Source organism: Bradyrhizobium cedriense (genome assembly GCF_054602315.1).
Genome location: NZ_JBTSWB010000007.1, coordinates 1 through 18,011, shown reverse-complemented (window position 1 = coordinate 18,011; position 18,011 = coordinate 1). Strand labels below are relative to the sequence as shown.

2 protein-coding genes are annotated in these 18,011 nt (G+C 65.7%); both read left to right on the top strand.

Annotation, left to right across the window (positions count from 1 at the left end):
• The first annotated feature begins 2 nt into the window (after positions 1-2).
• Positions 3-6,566, top strand: coding sequence for an amino acid adenylation domain-containing protein (locus ACYCVF_RS25640; RefSeq protein WP_459600956.1), 6,564 nt, complete (start codon positions 3-5; stop codon positions 6,564-6,566).
• A partial coding sequence (locus ACYCVF_RS25635) for an amino acid adenylation domain-containing protein (RefSeq protein ID WP_459612940.1) occupies positions 6,559-18,011 on the top strand: 11,453 nt, incomplete at its 3' end. The genes ACYCVF_RS25640 and ACYCVF_RS25635, both read left to right, overlap by 8 nt.

The following is an 18,011-nucleotide window of genomic DNA, read 5'->3' as shown; positions in this document are numbered from 1 at the left end:
GCATGGCCGATACGGCAAAGCCGAGCTTGCGCGATCTGGATTCCGCGCAGATGAGAAAGCTCGTATCGCTGGCCAGGGATCGCGGCAGGAATGCCGACAGGAGCGGCGCGATCGCCATTCCCACAGTGGCGCGCGAGGGATTACTGGAGATGTCCTTTGCGCAGCAGCGACTCTGGCTGTTGGCGCAACTCGATGGTGCCAATTCCAACTATCACATTCGCGGAGCATTGCGGCTTTCGGGCGATCTCGATGTCGAAGCCTTGCGTCGGAGCATCGACGGCTTGTTTGCGCGCCATGAAGCGCTGCGCAGCGTCTTTCGCGTGGTCGACGAACAGCCGCGCGTCATACTGCTGCCTGCTCATGAACGCGTGCTGTTGCTCGAACATGATCTGCGCGGCCGCGACGACCGCGAACAGGAGCTCGCGCGCCTCTGCGGCGAGGAGGCCGCGATGCCGTTCGATCTCGCCGCAGGACCATTGATCCGCGGCCGGCTCATCCGGACGCAGGAGCGGGACTATCTCTTCCTGCTGACCCAGCATCACATCGTCTCCGATGGCTGGTCGATCGGCGTGCTCCTGCGTGAGCTCGGTGCGCTCTACCGGGCTTTCGTCGCGGGCAAGGACGATCCTTTGCGGCCATTGACGATCCAGTATCCGGACTATGCCGCCTGGCAGCGACAATGGATCTCGGGCGAGCGATTGCGGCGGCAGGCCGAGTATTGGCGACAGGCACTGGCGGATGCGCCGGCGGTGCTCGAGTTGCCGACGGACCGGCCGCGTCCGCCGGTCAGGTCGCTCGCCGGCGCGGCCTTGCCGATCGAGATCGATGCCGAGCTGGCCTCGGGCATCCGGCGGCTGGGCCAGTCGCATCGCGCCAGCTCGTTCATGATCGTGCTGGCGGCCTGGGCGGCAGTACTGTCGAGGCTCTCGGAGCAGACGGATATTGTCGTCGGTACGCCGACCGCAAATCGAAACAGACCGGAGATCGAGGGGCTGATCGGTTTCTTCGTCAACATGCTGGCTGTCCGCGTCGATCTTTCGGCCGAGCCCAGCGTGGCCGAACTGCTCGGTCGCGTGCGCACTGCCGCGCTCGCCGCGCAGGATCATCAGGATCTGCCGTTCGAGCAGGTCGTCGAAATCACTCAGCCGCTGCGACGACTGGAGCAGACGCCGATCTTTCAGGTCGTGTTCGCATGGCAGGGCAACGAGACGGGGACGCTCGAGCTGCCCGGCCTCAAGGCTGAAGTCGCCGATATCCCGCTGCAGCAGGTCAAGTTCGATCTCGAGCTTGGTCTCCGCGAGATGGACGGACGCATCATCGGTTCCCTGAACTATGCGACGGCACTGTTCGACGAGGCGACGATCAGGCGCCACCGCGACTATCTGTTGTCCTTGCTGCGGGCCATGGTTGCCGATGCGGAGCAGGTCGTCGATCGCATCGACGTCGTTGGTGCCGAGGAGCGCAGGCGCGTTCTCGATGCATGGAATGAAACCGCCGCGCCATTTCCCGCCGGGCAATGCATTCACGAATTGTTTGCGGAGCAGGTGAGAAAGGCGCCGGACGCCGACGCGGTGGTGTACGGGGACGTTCGCCTGAGCTACGGCGAGCTCGATGCCAGAGCGGGCCGGCTTGCGCGGCGCCTGACGGCCCTGGGGGTGGTGCCGGACCAGCCGGTCGCGATTTGTCTGCCCCGCGGCGTCGCCATGGTGGTGAGCCTGCTGGCCGTGCTGAAGGCGGGTGGGGCCTATCTGCCGCTCGATCCCGCCTATCCGGCAGAGCGGCTGCGCCAGATTGTCGATGATGCCAAGCCGGGTGTGCTGATCGCCGACGAAGCGGGAAGGGCGTTGTTGCCGGATAGGACGTTTGGGATGGTCGATCCCGAGGCGGATGCCTCCGCATGCACAATGCAGGCGACATACGATCCGAGCGGCCTTGTCGAAGGACTGACTTGGCGAAGCCTCGCCTACATCATCTATACGTCCGGCTCGACCGGCCGGCCGAAGGGGGTGATGGTCGAGCACCGCGGTTTGGTGAACTTGGCGTTGGCGCAACGGGCGCTGTTGGAGGTCAATTCGCACTGCCGCGTTGTGCAATTTGCCTCGTTCAGCTTCGATGCCAGCATCTGGGAGATCGTCATGGCGCTTTGCTCGGGCGCCGCCCTTTTTCTGACTGACCCGCGCGAGCATCAGGACACATCGGCATTATTCAGCTATCTCACGGACAACGCGATCACGCATGCGACCTTGCCGCCGGCGATGCTGCACGGGCGGACCGATCTCGACCGCTTGGTCTCGCTGCGGGTCCTCGTCCTGGCCGGTGAATTGCCCAAGGCCGAGCTGATCAAGGGATTGCCTCCCGGTGTCGCCGTCGTCAACGGCTACGGTCCCACGGAGGCAACGGTCTGCGCCACGAGCTGGCTGCGGCCGCCGGCCTTCGATGGCGACGTGGCGCCGATCGGCCGGCCGCTGCCGAACGTGCGGATCTATCTTCTGGACCGGTTCGGGAGGCCTGTTCCGCTCGGCGCGGTGGGCGAAATCTGGATCGGCGGCGTCGGAGTTGCGCGCGGCTATCTCAACCGGCCCGATCTAACGGCGGAACGCTTCGTGCGCGATCCCTTCCACGGCGATGAGGATACCCGCATGTATCGCACCGGCGATCTCGGGCGTTATCTGCCGGACGGCAATATCGCGTTTCTCGGCCGCAACGACCACCAGGTCAAGATCCGCGGCTTCCGCATCGAGCTCGGCGAGATCGAGTTTCGACTCAACGAGCACGCCGACGTGGCCGATTCCGTCGTGCTGGTGCACCGGGACCGTAGCGGCGATACGCGGCTGATTGCCTATGTGGCCGCACGTCGCGGTGACGGAGCTGGGCTCGATGCCGGTGAATTTGCCGGCGCGATGCGCAATCATTTGCGGGCGTGCCTTCCAGACTACATGGTGCCGACGGCCTTCGTGCGCCTCGATGCATTGCCCCTCACGCCGAACGGCAAGGTCGACCGCAAGGCGCTGCCGGCGCCGGAGGACGATGCGTTTGCACGGCGCCGTTTTGAATCGCCGCGAGGCGATGTTGAGCAGGTCGTCGCGAATGTCTGGGCCGAGCTTTTGGGCGTCGATCGAATTGGGCGCAACGATCACTTCTTTGAACTCGGTGGCCACTCGCTGCTCGCAGTCCGCATGCTGGAGCGGCTGCAGCGGCATGGGCTGAAAGCGGACGCGCGCACGCTCTTCGCAAAGCCGGTTCTGTCGGATTTTGCGGCCAGCCTCGATGGGAGCGGAGAAACCGAGGTTCCGGACAATCGGATCACCCGGCAGACCACGGCGATCACGCCAGAAATGTTGCCGCTGATCGCGTTGACGCAATCCGACATCGACAGCATCGTGGCCGGCGTTCCCGGCGGCGCCGCCAACATCCAGGACATCTACGGCCTGTCGCCGCTTCAGGACGGTATCCTCTTTCATCATCTGATGTCGAAGGAAGGCGATCCATATCTGCTGGTCGGCCAGATGGCGTTTGCCGCCCGCGATCTGCTCGATCGCTATCTCGACGCGGTGCGGCAGGTGGTCGATCGCCACGATATTCTGCGAACGTCCATCGTCTGGAATGGCCTGTCCACGCCGGCGCAGGTGGTTTGGCGGCGGGCGCCGTTGGTTGTCAGCGAGGTCGTGCTGGATGGCGAAGGTCCTGCCGACGAGCAGCTCGCGCGACGATTCGACCCGCGGTTCCATCGGATCGATCTCGCACAGCCGCCGCTGCTGCGCTTTGCAGTCGCAGCCGATCCTGATCGAGGGCGGTGGCTTCTCCTGGTCCTGCTGCATCACCTGATCGGCGATCACTCCACGCTGGAAGTGATGCACGACGAGGTCGGGAAGATTTTGTGCGGGCGAAGTCACGAACTGCCGCCGCCTTATCCGTTCAGGAATCTGGTGGCGCAGGCCCGTGGCTCGGCGGCGACCGCGGAGCATGAGCGCTTCTTCCGTGACATGCTCGCCGACATCGACGAGCCGACCACGCCGTTTGGGCTGGACCGGGTGCACGGCGATGGTGGCGGCGTTGTGGAAGCCCGGCGGATGCTGCCGGAAGGGCTGAGCGCAAGGCTTCGTGCCCACGCGCGGCGGCTGGGTGTCAGCCTCGCCAGCCTTTGCCATCTCGCCTGGGGGCAGGTGCTGGCGCGAACCAGCGGGTGCGAGCGCGTCGTGTTCGGGACAGTCCTGTTCGGTCGCATGCAGGCCGGCGCCGGCGGCGATCGCACCATGGGTTTGTTCATCAACACCTTGCCGCTGCGGCTCGATCTCGATGATAGGGCGGTCGAGGACAGTGTTCGTGATGCACATGACCGGCTGACCGAGCTGATGGCGCATGAGCACGTCGCGCTGACGCTTGCGCAACGATGCAGCGGCGTCGCCGCACCGGCACCGCTGTTCAGCTCGATCCTGAACTATCGCCACAGTGCCATGCGGGCCGACTTGGCCGCGGACGGGGGCGGCTCCGGCATCGAATGGCTCGGTGGCGAAGAGCGCACGAATTATCCCTTGATGCTGGCGGTCGAAGACTACGGTCAAGCGCTTGGCCTGACGGCTCAGATCGTCCGCCCGCTTTCGGCCGGTCGCATCTGTGCCTTGATGCAGCATGCGCTTGAGCAATTAGCTGAGGCGCTTGACCGCGCGCCGCGCGCGCCGGTCCGGCAGCTCGACATTCTGCCTCCCGAGGAGTGCCAGCTTTTGCTGGAGGCGTGGAATCGAGCGCGGGCGCACTATCCGCGAGAGTCGTTCATCGCGCAGTTCGAGGCGCAGGTCCGGACGTCACCCGAAGCGATCGCGCTGGTATTCGACGAGACGGAGCTGAGTTACGCCGCACTGAACGCGCGTGCCAACCGTCTGGCGCGGCGATTGCGGGAGCGCGGTGTCGGGGCCGACGTGGTGGTCGGGCTGGCGCTTGAGCGCGGCGCCGAGATGCTGGTCGCGCTGCTGGCCGTGTTGAAGGCCGGCGGCGCCTATCTGCCGCTCGATCCGGATTACCCGCCGGAGCGGCTGGCGCATATGCTGCGCGACAGCGGCGCGGCGCTGGTGCTGACGCAGACGGAATTGCACGATCAGTTCGCCGCCGTGCTGGCGGAGACCGGGGCCGAGGCCTGGCTGCTCGATGGGCAGGACGAGGGCGGGGATGCCGGCAATCTCGATGTCGCCGTTCACGGCGAGAGCCTCGCCTATGTGATCTACACCTCGGGCTCGACTGGCCTGCCCAAGGGCGTGATGGTCCGCCACGACGCCGTGACCAACTTCCTGGCGACCATGGCGGAGCAGCCGAGCATGACGGCCGCCGACCGCGTGCTCGGCCTGACCTCCTTGTCCTTCGACATTGCGGTCCTGGAGCTGTGGCTGCCGCTGACGATCGGTGCCTGCGTGGTGCTGGCGGATCGTGCGGCGGCGCATGATCCCGCGCGGCTCAAGGCGATCGTGCAGCGGCACGGCGTCTCCGTGATCCAGGCGACGCCATCGACCTGGCGGATGCTGCTCGATCACGAGGGGCCTGCGTTACCCGCAAGCTGCCGGGTGCTGTGCGGCGGCGAGGCGCTGCCGCCGGATCTGGCGCGGCGGCTGGTGGCGCAGTCCGGCGAGGTCTGGAACCTGTACGGCCCGACCGAGACCACGGTGTGGTCGGCCCGCCATCGGCTCGATGCGACTGACGATCGTCCGCTGCTCGGGGGGCCGATCGGCAATACCACGCTGCACATTCTCGATGCTGATCTCAACCTGGCGCCGGTCGGCGTTGCCGGCGAGCTCTATATCGGCGGTAGCGGGCTGGCCCGCGGTTATTGGCGGCGCGGCGCGCTGACGGCGGAGCGCTTCATCCCCGATCCGTTCGGTCCACCCGGCGCGCGGCTGTACCGGACCGGCGACGTGGCGCGGTGGCGGTCCGACGGCGTGCTCGACTATGTCGGCCGTGCCGACCACCAGGTCAAGATCCGCGGCTTCCGCATCGAGCTCGGCGAGATCGAGGCGAGGCTACAGGCGCAGCAGGGCGTCCGCGCGGCCGTGGTGGTCGCGCGCGAGGCCGGCGCTGGCCGCCAGCTGGTCGGCTATGTCAGTGGCGAAGCCTTGGATGGTGCGGCGCTCAAGACGACGTTGTCCTCCGTCCTGCCGGACTACATGGTGCCGGCGCGGATCGTGGTGCTGGAGCGACTGCCCCTGACGCCGAACGGCAAGGTCGACCGCAAGGCGCTGCCGGCTCCGGATCAGCTTGAGGCCTCCACCGCGCATGTCGCACCGCGCACGCCGGCCGAAGCTGCGCTGGCTGCGATCTGGGCCGACCTGCTGCGCCAGCCCAAGGTCGGCGTCACCGACAATTTCTTCGAGCTCGGCGGGGATTCTCTGATCGCTGTCCAACTCGTCAGCCGCATCAAGCGCGATCTCGGCCACGACCTGCCGCTCAACCGTCTGTTTGAAATGACGACTGTTGAAACCATGGCGGCCGCGCTGGGCTCCGAGAACCAAGCCGACAAGCGGGGCGACGACATTGCCGCAATGCTCGACATGTTGAAGGAAGTCGAACTGTCCGATGAGTGACACGGCAACCACCGAAAAACAGCAACTGCGCGACATCTCTCGGCGCCTGATGCGCCTCGATGCCGGCAAGCAGCACGCGTTCCTCTCGCAGCTCGCGGCAAAGGGCGTCAACCTCGCCATGTTGCCGATCGTGCGCCAGCAGCGCAAACGTGCGCCGCTGTCCTTTGCGCAATCGCGTCTCTGGTTCCTGTGGCGAATGGACCCGGAGAGTGCCGCTTACAACATCTCGGCGACGGTGCGCGTGCGCGGCAAGCTGCAACCAGGCGCGCTGCAACAGGCATTTGACACGCTCGTCGCCCGCCACACTGCGCTTCGCACCGTGTTTCGGCAGGAGGGCGAGATTGCCGAGCAATGGATATGCAACCCACAGCCCGTCGTATTGCGGCAGGTGTCCCTCGCTGGCGATGACCGCGAAGGCCAGGCGCGTTTGCTGGCACGGCGGGAAACGTCGTTGCCGTTCGATCTCGAAGACGGCCCGCTCATGCGCGCGGCGCTGCTGACGCTGGACGAGGGTGACCACTTCCTCGTCGTCAGCCTGCACCATATCGTCACCGACGGCTGGTCGATGGGCGTGCTGGTCGATGAGTTCTGGAATCTGTACGCGGCATTCGCACGCGGTGAAACGCCGGCCCTGTCGGAGCCGGAGATCGATTACGCCGACTACGCCGACTGGCAACGGCTCTGGATGAGTGCGGTCGATGGCGCCCGTCAGGTCGATTACTGGACCAGGCGTCTCGCCGATCCGACCGTGCTCCAGCTGCCGATCGACCAAGCCCGTCCGGCGATCCCGGACCTCGCGGGGGCGGCCCGCCGCGTTGCGCTCGATCCGGCATTGGCCGATGGGGTGCGCGCTCTGGCGCGGCGGCACCGCACGACACTGTTTGTTGTCATGCTAGCGAGTTTCAAGCTGCTGCTCTATCGCTACACGGGCCAGTCCGACATCAACATCGGCGTGCCTGTTGCCAATCGGTACCGCGACGAGACGCGCGACGTGATCGGCTTGTTCGTCAACACCCAGGTGCTCCGAACACAGGTCGACGGCCAGGCGGCGATGGCGGACTTCATTGCGGAAGTCCATGCGGCCACGATCGAGGCACAGGAGAACCAGGACCTTCCGTTCGAGCGACTGCTCGAGATCCTCCAGCCCACGCGCAGCTTGAGCCAGAATCCGCTCTTCCAGGTCCTCTACAATCATCAACGACGCCGGGCGTCGGACAATCCGCGCGATCGGACCGGTCTCCAGATCGAGATTCTTGACACTAAGGTCGATACGGTCAAGTTCGACCTCGCGCTCGATACCGACGAGGGGCCATCGGGCGAGATTCGCGCGATCCTCACCTATGCGACGGCGCTGTTCGAAGGCGCGACGATCGAGCGCCTGGCCGCGCATTGGACCACGATTCTGAAGGCGATGGTTGCCGATGACACGCAATCGATCGCCGATGTGACGCTGCTCTCCGAAGGTGACCTGGAGAGGCTGCGCCAATGGAACAATGCGGATGGCGGAACGAAAGAAGCATCGTTCACGCCGGTGCACCGGACGGTAGCACGGCTGTCGGCCGAAACGCCCGATGCGACGGCGCTGATCTTCGGCGACGATGAAATCACCTATGCCGAGCTCAACCGTCGCGCCAATCGCCTCGCGCACCACCTGATGCGGCGGGGTGTCGGGCCCGCCGACCTCGTCGGCGTCTCGGCACGACGCTCGCCGGATCTCATCGTGGCGCTGCTCGCTATCTTGAAGACGGGTGCAGCCTATCTGCCGCTCGATCCCGAGCACCCAGCCCGGCGGCAGGTCAGCACCATGCGCGATGCCGGCGCGCGTATCGTACTGGTTGACACAGATGGTTCGGCGCTGACGCCGTCGCCCCCGGACATCGAGGTCGTTCTACTCGGTGGGATCGATCTCGCGGGGGAGAGCGAAAGAGATCCGGAGATTGCGCTGGCTGCGACCAGCCTTGCCTATGTGATCTACACCTCCGGCTCCACCGGTATCCCGAAAGGCGTCGCGGTCGAGCACGGTCCGTTCGCGATGCATTGCGAGGTGACGGCCGGGCTCTACGACATGGACCGGCGGTCGCGCGAACTGCACTTCCTGTCCTTCACTTTCGATGGTGCCCATGAGCGACTCTGGACCGCACTGACCTGCGGCGCAGCGCTCGTGATGCGCGACGCTGATTTGTGGTCGGCCGAGCAGACACTCGATGTTCTGCGCCGGCAGCGAGTCAGCAATGCCGGATTTCCGCCGGCCTATCTCCAACAGCTCGCCGACTTCGCGATTTGGCGCGGTGATCCGCCACCCGTGGAGCTCTACTCGTTTGGCGGCGAGGCGATGCCGAAGGCCGGCTTCGACAAGGTCAAGCGCGCGCTCAAGCCGCGGACATTGATCAACGGTTACGGGCCGACCGAAACCGTGGTGACCCCCCTGGTCTGGAAAGTCGATGCCAGCGAAGAGATTGAGGGCAATTACGCGCCGATCGGTCGTCCCGTGGGTCGCCGCTCGGCCTATATTCTGGACAAAGATCTCAATATCGTCCCGGTCGGGGTGACCGGCGAGCTGTTCATCGGCGGCGAGGGACTGGCGCGCGGTTACTGGCGGCGCGCCGAACTGACGGCCGCGCGGTTCGTGCCCGATCCTTTTGGCGCGCCGGGCGCGCGGCTTTATCGCACCGGCGATCTGGCGCGGTGGCGCGCCGACGGGGTGATCGAATATGTCGGCCGCTCCGATCACCAGGTGAAGATCCGCGGCTTCCGGATCGAGCTCGGTGAGATCGAGGCATGGTTGATGCGGCAAGCCGGCGTGCAATCGGCTGTGGTCGTTGCCCGCGAAGCCGGCACCACCCGCCAGCTGGTCGGCTATGTCGCCGGCGAGGGTCCGTTCGACGAAGTCGCAATGCGCGGGGCGCTTTCGGCGGAACTGCCCGATTATATGGTGCCGGCTCGCATTGTGCGGCTCGAGCGGCTGCCGCTCACCGCGCATGGCAAGGTGGATCGCGACGCCCTGCCGGCGCCCGAGACGCTCCTGGCGACCGCCGCATACGTCGCGCCGCGCTCGCCGACCGAGACGGCACTCGCCGCTATCTGGGCAGAACTGCTCGGTCAGCCCGTCATCGGCGTCGAGGACAATTTCTTCGAGCTCGGCGGCGATTCCATCATCTCGTTGCAGTTGGTCGGCCGCGCCCGCCAGGCGGGCCTGCTGATCGAGCCGCGTGACGTCTTTCGGCATCAGACCTTGCAAGATTTGGCGCGGGTGGCGCGGCGTGAAGACAAGGCGGGCGATGTCGTCCCCGAGCGCGCTATCGAGGGCGCCGAGCATCCGCTTCTGCCGATCCAGTTGCGGTTCTTCGGCGAGGACGCAGGGGAGCGCCATCACTGGAACCAGGCCATCCTTTTGATGCCGAAATCGGGGCTCGATTGGGAACTCGTCGAACGCACGCTCGCCGGTCTCGTTGCTCATCACGCGGCCCTGCGCCTGCGCTTCGAGGAAGCAGAGGGCAGCTGGCGCGCGACCTACTGCATAACGCCGGCAACGTCGGAGCTGCTGTGGATTCGCGGCGACGTCCGGGACGCTGCCGCGGTGACGAAAGTGGCCTCTGAAGCCCAGGCCAGCCTCTCGCTGGCCGGACCGCTGCTGCGCGTGGTGGGTATGGAGCTTGCGGACGGCAGCCAGCGGCTTTTGGTGGTGGTGCATCACCTCGTCATTGACGGCGTGTCATGGCGCGTGCTGCTCGAGGATTTTGCGACGGCATACGATCAGCTCCGCCAAGGCGAGGCTTCGATCGCACTGGCGAGGAGCGAGTCCTATGCATCTTGGGGCGCAAGGTTGCAGGCCTATGCCGGCAGCGATGAGTTGGCGGCCGAGTTCGACTACTGGCTTGAAAGAGGATCGCGGGCCGAGTTTCCCTGCGACGATGATCATGGCGGCGTTGACAGGGTTGCCGACGGTGAGGACATCCTGTTGGCATTCGACGCGGGATTGACGACGCGGCTGCTGAAGGAAGCGCCATCTGCCTATCGCACCCAAGTCAATGATCTCCTGCTGGCAGCGCTTGCGCGGGCGGTGTCGCGCTGGAGCGGAATCGAGGATGTCGTTGTCGAGCTCGAAGGGCATGGCCGTGAGGACGTCTTCAAAGGAATGGACGTGTCTCGCACCATTGGCTGGTTCACCACGGCTTTTCCGGTGCGGTTGCCGGGTGGTTCGAGCGACGATGCTACGCTGATCAAATCCGTCAAGGAGGAGCTTCGCGCCGTTCCCAGCCGCGGACTGGGCTACGGCGTCCTGCGTCATCTCGGCACCGAGACGCAGCGCAGCGCGCTGGAGGCATGTCCTGAGCCGCGCATCGTCTTCAACTATCTCGGCCAGTTCGATTCCAGTATGGGCGAGAGCGCACCATTCCGGCCCGCGCCCGAGAGTGCCGGCCCGATGCGCAGCGAAAGCGCGCCGCTCGGCCGCTGGCTGACCATCAACGGCCAGGTCGGCGAAGGACAATTGCGTCTGTCGTTCAGCTATGGCCGCGGTCGTTACCGACGGGCAACGATCGAACGTTTTGTGGAGCATTTTGCCGCGGCCTTGCGCGAGCTGGTCGACCACTGCACCGGTGGTGCCCGCGGCGTGACGCCGTCGGACTTCGCGTTGTCGGATCTGAACCAAGTTGATCTCGACGCGCTGGTCGCGACGACCGACTGTCGTGAGATCGAGGATATTTATCCGCTGTCGCCAATGCAGCAGGGCATGCTGTTCCATGCCCTGCGTGATGGCGAGAGCGGCAATTACGTCAACCAGATCGGCCTGGAGGTCCGCGGCCTCGACGCCGGCAGACTGCGCGCGGCCTGGCACGAGATCAGCGCGCGGCACGCCGTGTTGCGGACCGGATTTTCCTGGCGCGAGCTGTCGGGTGCGGCGCAACAGGTGGTCTATCGTCATGTGCATCTGCCATTTGAGGAGGAAGACTGGCGCGCACAGGCGGCCGCCTTGGACGATGAAGGACTTCGGACCGCGCTGGCACGTGTCTCGCAAGCTGAGCGTTCCAAGGCATTCGACTTGTCGCAGGCGCCGTTGCAGCGGGTCCGGCTGATCCGGCTCGACGACGCACGCCACTGGCTGATCTGGACGCACCACCACATCCTGCTGGATGGTTGGAGCGCGGCGCGTCTGATGGCCGAGATCCTGCAGCACGAACGTGGCGAGCGGTTGCCGGCCGTGGCGGGCCGCTATCGCGATTACATCGAGTGGCTGCAAAGGCAGAACCACGGGGCATCGGCGTTGTTCTGGCGCACCGCGCTAGCGGAGCTGGAGGAGCCCGGTTTCCTAGCGGACGCGCTGGGAGGACCGGCGCCCAAGGAGGCACCCGGCAATGGCTCGCTGGACCTGCTTCTCACGGCCGAGCTGACGGCTGGCCTGCAGGCGTTCGCAAGGCGCGAGCGCGTCACGCTGAACACCCTTGTGCAAGGGGCGTGGGCGCAGCTGCTGCGCCGTCACACCGGCCAGCGCGCGGTTTGTTTCGGCGCGACGGTCTCGGGCCGGCCGGCCGAGATCAGGGGGGCCGAGGAGATGGTCGGCCTGTTCATCAACACGCTGCCCGTCGTCGATCAGGCCAGCCCACAAGCTGAAGTGGGAGCGTGGTTGCGCGAACTCCAGGCCCGCAACACCGATCTGCGCGATCACGGTTGGATGCCGCTCTATGACATTCAGCGCCTCGCGGGCCGCTCCGGGCGCGCGCTGTTCGACAATATCCTCGTGTTCGAGAACTACCCGATCGATCAGGCGCTGCGGGGCGAGAGCGAAAGCGGTCGCCGGCTCGGCCGCGTCGAGCAGGTTTCGATCACCAATTATCCGCTGACGGTGGCGGTGTTCGCCAAGTCCGTCGGCATCAATCTAGGCTTTCGCTATGACCGCGGCCGCTTCGATCACAAGCAGATCAGGTATTTGCAAGCCTCGCTGTCGCGGCTGCTGGCCGGAATCGTGGTGGACCCATCTCGTCCACTTGGCGCGCTCGACGACCTGGATGCCGACGAGGCGCAGAAGGTGCTCGGTTGGAACGGTAGTACCGAAAGGGCTCCGCAGTTTAGCGATAGCATTGTCGCACAGATCGAAGCCCGTGCTGCGGCCTCGCCGTCTTCCATCGCGTTGGTTTTCGGCGACCAGCAGATCACCTATGGCGAGCTGAACGCGCGCGCCAATCGCCTGGCGTGGCGGTTGCAAGACCATGGGATCGGGCGCGACCGACTGGTTGGTCTGGCGATCGAACGAAGTGTCGAATTGATTGTCTCTGTCCTCGCCGTGCTGAAGGCGGGCGGCGCCTATCTGCCGCTCGATCCCGACTACCCTTTCGATCGCCTCCTCCACATGCTGCGCGATAGCGGAGCAGCCCTGTTGCTGACCCAGGAACGGTTGCTCCCGCATCTGGCGCCGGTGATCGTGGAGGCAGGAACCGAGACTTGGCCCATCGATAGAGAGGGCGAAGCTCGCGTCGAGGAGCCCGCCGGGAATCCCGACGCGGCGCTTTGTCCGGACAGCCTGGCCTATGTGATGTACACGTCCGGGTCGACCGGTGTGCCCAAAGGTGTCGCCTGCTCACATCGCGCGCTTGCGGCCCGGCTCGGCTGGATGCAGGCGGAATATCGTCTCGATGCCTGCGAAACCTTGCTGCACAAGACACCGTTCAGCTTCGACGTCTCGGTCTGGGAGATTTTATGGCCGCTCGCGACCGGCGCCCGGCTTGCGATCGCGGCTCCGGGAGCGCATCGCGAGCCGCGGCTTCTGGTAGATGCCGTCATCGCCCATGACGTGACGACGCTGCATTTCGTGCCGCAGATGCTCGAGCATTTCGTGACCGAGCCCGGCGCGACACGCTGCACCTCGCTCAAGCGCCTGTTTGCCGGCGGCGAGGCGCTGTCGCTCGACCTGATGAAGCGCGTCCTCGCGGCATTCCCGGACGTGCGGTTCGACAATCGCTACGGTCCGACCGAGGCCCTGATCAACGCCACCTACTGGACCTGTCGTGACGAGGGTGCGGCGCGCGTGCCGATCGGACGGCCCATCCCCGGCGTGACGGTTCGTATCCTCGATACCGATCTCAACCTTGTTCCGGAAGGCGTGACCGGTGAGTTGTTCATAGGCGGGGCGGGATTGGCGCGGGGTTATTGGCGGCGCGAGAAGTTGACGGCGGAGCGTTTCATTCCCGATCCCTTCGGCGATGCGGGCGAGCGGCTCTATCGTTCGGGAGATCTGGCGCGCTGGCGGGCCGATGGCGCGATCGACTATGTCGGGCGCGCGGATGATCAGATCAAGATTCGCGGCTTCCGCATCGAGCTCGGCGAGATCGAGGCGCGGCTGCTCGAGCAGTCCGGTGTCCGCTCCGCAGTCGTGGTGGCGCGAGAGGTAGGGGCCGGCCGCCAGCTCGTCGGCTACGTCAGCGGCTCGGGTGAGTTGGAGGAGCCGGGCTTACGAACCGCGCTCTCGACCGTCTTGCCCGACTATATGGTGCCACCGAGAATCGTGGTGCTGGAGCGACTGCCTTTGATGCCGAGCGGCAAGGTCGATCGTCACGCGCTGCCGGCGCCCGACACGGCCTCCGCGCATGCGGAGCATCAGGCACCACGCACGCCGGCCGAGATGGCCTTTGCGACGATCTGGGCCGAGCTGCTCGGCCGGCCGGCCGTCGGCCTCACCGACAACTTCTTCGAACTCGGTGGCGATTCCATCATCTCGCTCCAGATGGTGAGCCGCGCCCGGCGCGCCGGATATCTGATTGAGCCCCGCGACGTGTTTCAGCATCAGACGCTGGAAACGCTGGCGCTGGCGGCGCGGACCGAGCAGCGCCCGGAAATGCTCGCCGACCAAGGACAGGTCACCGGCCCGCATCCGCTCTTGCCCATACAATCCCGCTTCTTTGCGGAGGACATTGAAAATCGGAATCATTGGAACCAGGCGGTGTTGCTGCAGCCGAGAGATCGCCTCGACTGGGACGTGATGCGGCGCGCGCTCGCCGCCGTGGTCGATCATCATGACGCGCTGCGCCTGCGCTTTGAAGAAGGCCAGGAAGGCTGGCGTGCCGAGCACGGCGCTGCTCCAACGGCGGACGCGCTGTTCTGGGTCCGGCATGCGGCCGACGGCGAAGCCGTGACGGCGCTGGCATCGTCGGCGCAGGCAAGCCTGGCGATCTCCGACGGGTTGCTGCTGCGGGCGGTCGGGATCGATGTCTCCGATGGCAACCAGCGGTTTCTGATCGTGATCCACCATCTGGTGGTCGACGGCGTATCATGGCGGATTTTGCTGGAGGACATTGCGTCCGCCTACGCCCAGCTTGCGCAGGGCAAGGCCACGGTCACGTTACCGCCGAAGAGCCACGCCTACGCGCTGTGGGGACAGCGCTTGCAGGCCCACGCTAAATCGCCTGAACTGGCGACGGAACTACCTTACTGGGTCGGCCGCGGCGCGAATGCGGAGATTCCTTGCGATGACGATCATGCCGGCATCGATCGCATTGCGGATGCCGATGAGGTCCTGCTGACGTTCGAAAGCGAATGGACGCAGCGGCTGCTCGCGGAAGCTCCGTCGGCCTATCGTACGCAGATCAACGATCTTCTTCTCGCCGGCCTTGCACGCGCCGTTTGGCGGTGGATTGGACAGGATGAGGTCCTCGTCGAGCTGGAGGGGCATGGCCGCGAACACATGTCCGGCGATCTCGACCTCTCGCGCACGGTCGGCTGGTTCACGACGGCCTTTCCCGTGCGATTGGTCGGTGGCTCGCAAGAGTCCTCGCTGTTGATCAAGTCGGTGAAAGAGGAGCTTCGTGGCATTCCGGGCCGCGGCCTGGGCTACGGCGTCTTGCGGTATCTCGGCTCGGAAGAGCAGCGCACGGCGCTGTTAGATGTTGCCGAAGCGAAGATTACCTTCAACTATCTGGGCCAGATCGATGGCGGTGACGCTGATGCGGTGCTGTTCACGATGGCGGCGGAAAGCGCCGGTCCATCCCGCGATGCATCGAGCCCGCTGAGACGCTGGCTGAGCGTGAACGGCTCGGTCCGCGATGGCCGGTTGCGGCTGTCGCTCGGTTTCGGCCGCAAGCGCTATCGGCGCGAGACGGTCGAGCGATTGGCCGCGTTGTACGAGACTGCACTGCGCGAGCTGGTCGATCATTGCGCCGGCGGTGCCTGCGGCCTGACACCATCCGACGTGGAGTTGTCGGGGCTCGCTCAGGCCGAGCTCGACAGGCTTGCGCTCGATTGGCGCGAGATCGAGGACATCTATCCATTGTCGCCGATGCAGCAGGGCATGTTGTTCCATGCGATGCATGACGGCGAGAAAGGGCTCTACGTCAATCAAGTCGCAGCGGAAATCCGCGGCCTGGATGCCGGAAAATTGCGCCGCGCCTGGCAGGCGGCCAGTGATCGCCACGCGGTGCTGCGGACCGGATTCGTCTGGCGTGACTTGTCCGGCCTGCCGCAGCAGATCGTCTATCGGCGGGCTAACGTGCCCTTTGTCGAGGACGACTGGCGGGCGCGGATGGTGGCGTGGGACCAGGCGCAATTGGATGCGGCGCTGATCGACGTCTCACGCCAGGAGCAGGCCGCCGGGTTCGACCTGTCACGGCCGCCTATGCAGCGAGTCCGGCTGATCCGGCTCGGCGACGACCGGCATTGGCTAATCTGGACGCATCATCACATCCTGCTCGACGGGTGGAGCTCGGCGCGGTTGATTGCCGAGGTGTTGCAGCATACCGGCCAGGGGCATCTGCCAGCGTTGCAGCACCGCTATCGCGACTACATCGCGTGGCTGAAGGGCCGTGACAGCGACGCACCGTCAAGGTTCTGGCGCAATGCGATGGCCGGGCTGGACGAGCCGAGTTTCCTGGCGGACAGCCTGGCCGAACGGACAGAAGCGCAATCGTCCGGCCACGGCTCGCTTTCGCTTGAGCTGGATCCTGCATTGACTGGACGGTTGCAGGAATTTGCGGCGCGCGAGCGCATCACGATGAATACGCTGGTGCAAGCGGCATGGGCGCAGCTGCTGCGACAGCATACCGGGCAGAGCACGGTTTGCTTCGGTGTGACCGTGTCGGGCAGGCCGCCCGAGCTTGCCGGCGCCGAAGAGATGGTCGGCCTGTTCATCAACACATTGCCGGTTGTCGACGGCGTCAGCCCGCAGCGGACCGTTGGAGCATGGCTGCGCGAATTGCAGGACCGCAATCTGGCCTTGCGCGAATTCGGCGCGACGCCGCTCTACGAAATCCAGCGCTTGGCAGGGCGGCCCGGACGGCCGCTGTTCGATACCATCCTGGTGTTCGAGAATTACCCTGTTGACCACGCGCTGATCGGAAAGAGCCGGCAGATCCAGGTCGGAGAGACCCGGATCGTCGAGACCAGCAACTATCCGTTGTTTGCAAGCGTCGGCGCGGATGAGCGTCTGCGCCTCGTCTTCAACTATCAACGCAAGCATTTCGACGAGGCGCAGATCTCGCGGTTACAGCGGACCTTCGTGCGGCTGATCGAAGCGCTGAGCATCGATGCAGATCGACCGGTCGGCGTGATCGCGGCCCGCGATCCCGCGGATGGCGTCCTGTTCGCACGGGCGAACGACACGGGCCGAGATGTGCCGTGTAAGGGCATCGTCGCGCAATTCGAGACACAGGTCCGGACGTCACCCGAAGCGATCGCGCTGGTATTCGACGAGACGGAGCTGAGTTACGCCGCACTGAATGCGCGTGCCAACCGTCTGGCGCGGCGATTGCGGGAGCGCGGTGTCGGGGCCGACGTGGTGGTCGGGCTGGCGCTCGAGCGCGGCGCCGAGATGCTGGTCGCGCTGCTGGCCGTGTTGAAGGCCGGCGGCGCCTATCTGCCGCTCGATCCGGATTACCCGCCGGAGCGGCTGGCGCACATGCTGCGCGACAGCGGCGCGGCGCTGGTGCTGACGCAGCAGGAATTGCACGATCGGTTCGCCGCCGTGCTGGCGGAGATCGGGGCCGAGGCCTGGCTGCTCGATGGGCAGGACGAGGGCGGGGATGCCGGCAATCTCGATGTCGCCGTTCACGGCGAGAGCCTCGCCTATGTGATTTACACCTCGGGCTCGACCGGCTTGCCCAAGGGCGTGATGGTCCGCCACGACGCCGTGACCAACTTCCTGGCGACCATGGCGGAGCAGCCGGGCATGACGGCCGCCGACCGCGTGCTCGGCCTGACCTCCTTGTCCTTCGACATCGCGGTCATGGAGCTGTGGCTGCCGCTGACGATCGGCGCCTGCGTGGTGCTGGCCGATCGTGCGGCGGCGCATGATCCCGCGCGGCTCAAGGCGATCGTGCAGCGGCACGGCGTCTCCCTGATCCAGGCGACGCCATCGACCTGGCGGATGCTGCTCGATCACGAGGGGCCTGCGTTACCCGCAAGCTGCCGGGTGCTGTGCGGCGGCGAGGCGCTGCCGCCGGATCTGGCGCGGCGGCTGGTGGC

Coding starts and splice junctions, on each gene's coding strand:
- ACYCVF_RS25640 (WP_459600956.1), top strand. CDS start 3: ATGGCCGATACGGCAAAGCCGAGCTTGCGCGATCTGGATTCCGCGCAG.